Origin of the sequence: Streptomyces sp. NPDC048255 (assembly GCF_040652415.1) — a bacterium.
In the GTDB taxonomy this organism is placed as follows: domain Bacteria; phylum Actinomycetota; class Actinomycetes; order Streptomycetales; family Streptomycetaceae; genus Streptomyces.
Map to the genome: position 1 here is coordinate 1 of NZ_JBEZMA010000139.1, position 1,593 is coordinate 1,593.

General features: G+C 66.2%; 2 protein-coding genes. Both read left to right on the plus strand.

The features are described 5' to 3' along the window. Positions 1 to 85 precede the first annotated feature (85 nt). The gene (locus tag AB0D94_RS37780; protein WP_362062501.1) at positions 86 to 709 is read left to right on the plus strand and encodes a hypothetical protein; all 624 of its coding nucleotides are present in this window, start codon (positions 86 to 88) and stop codon (positions 707 to 709) included. A 43-nt stretch (positions 710 to 752) separates the two neighbouring features. Then, complete coding sequence (locus tag AB0D94_RS37785) at positions 753 to 1,523, plus strand: transposase (RefSeq protein ID WP_362062505.1); 771 nt, start codon at positions 753 to 755, stop codon at positions 1,521 to 1,523. The last annotated feature ends 70 nt before the right edge of the window (positions 1,524 to 1,593 follow it).

Sequence of the window (1,593 nt, forward strand, 5' to 3'; positions counted from 1 at the left end):
CGCTAAGAGCTGTCCCGTAACTGGACGGCGCCCCCTTGCCGACCCCGGATCGGACCGTGTCAGTGGCTGATGGCAGGATCGAGGGGTGCTGCTCAACGGATACAACCTCGGCCCGTTGGTTCCGGGTGAGTCACTGCTGGTCCACGCGGGCTTCTGGTCGAACTACCTCCTGGCGATGTGCAGTGACGGGGGGTGTCCCGAGCGCCCGGTTCCAGAGTGGTTTGGCGAGGACGGCGCCGATGTCGATGCCCTGTCTGAGGTCCTCTTCGATCCTGAGCGCTGGCCGCTGTTCAGGGTGCCGGGAGAAGGCGGCCCCGGAGTCGTGGTGGTCTACCGCAACCTGGATGGCGATTACGGCACCGACTACCTCCTCACCCATCCAGGCAGAAGCCACGCCGAGCAGATCGCCAGCTGGGACGGAGACTTCTCAGGCACTGGGCTGACATGGCACGAACTGATCCGGATCGCTGACAGCCCGTCGCTTGCGGACGAAGGCGTCCAGGACACGGCCACCCGCTTCCTGCTGTTGCTTCCCCTCCTCACCGACCCGGACGTGCCGGAAACAGCATCAGCACGGCTTATCGCCGCCCTGACCGCGGTCGGTGCGCCGCAAGACACTGCCTCCATCGCGGCGGAGCACCTCCTGGCCCACCTCACGAGGAGATCCCGCCACGACCCCACGTGGGCATCTCCGCTGAGCGGCAGCTGAGAGGTGGGCCGAGTCACCAGTCGCCCCATGAAACGATCTTGGTATGGCTGGTGTGATCACTGCGTCGGAATCTTCCTGGATAGCCCCGTTCTCCGGGCTGAGCCCTCGCGCCTTCGGGAAGCTGGTAATGGTTCTGCGGCGTCAGGGTGCGGACGTGGTCCGCAAGGGCCGGCCGTGGAGCCTTCCGCTGGAGGACCGGGCCCTGCTGGTCGCGGCCTACTGGCGCACGAACCTCACAATGCGGCAACTCGCTCCGCTGTTCGGGGTGTCCAAGTCGGCGGCGGACCGGATCATCGACCACCTCGCGCCGATGCTCGCTCTCCAGCCGCGCAAGCGGTTCGCCAAGGACACCGTGCTCATCGTGGACGGCACCCTGGTCCCCACCCGCGACCACACCATCGCCGAGAGGTCGAAGAACTACAGGTACTCCACCAACCACCAGATCGTCATCGACGCCGACACTCGCCTGGTCGTCGTGGTCGGCCAGCCCCTCGCCGGAAACCGCAACGACTGCAAGGCGTGGGAAGAATCTGGCGCCAAAGCCGCCGTCGGGAAGACCACCACAATCGCCGATGGCGGCTACCCGGGCACCGGATTGGTCATCCCGCACCGTCGGCAGCGCGGTCAGACCGAACTCCCGGACTGGAAAGAGGACCACAATAGGTCCCACAAGCAGGTCCGAGCCCGGGTCGAGCACGTCTTCGCCCGCATGAAGACCTGGAAGATTCTCCGCGACTGCCGCCTCAAAGGCGACGGCGTCCACCAGGCCATGCTCGGCATCGCCCGCATGCACAACCTCGCCCTCGCCGGATAGACCAGCGGGCCCGCACCGCAGCCGACCATGCCTGAGACGACTCGAGATCATTTACGGGACAGCCCTTAGG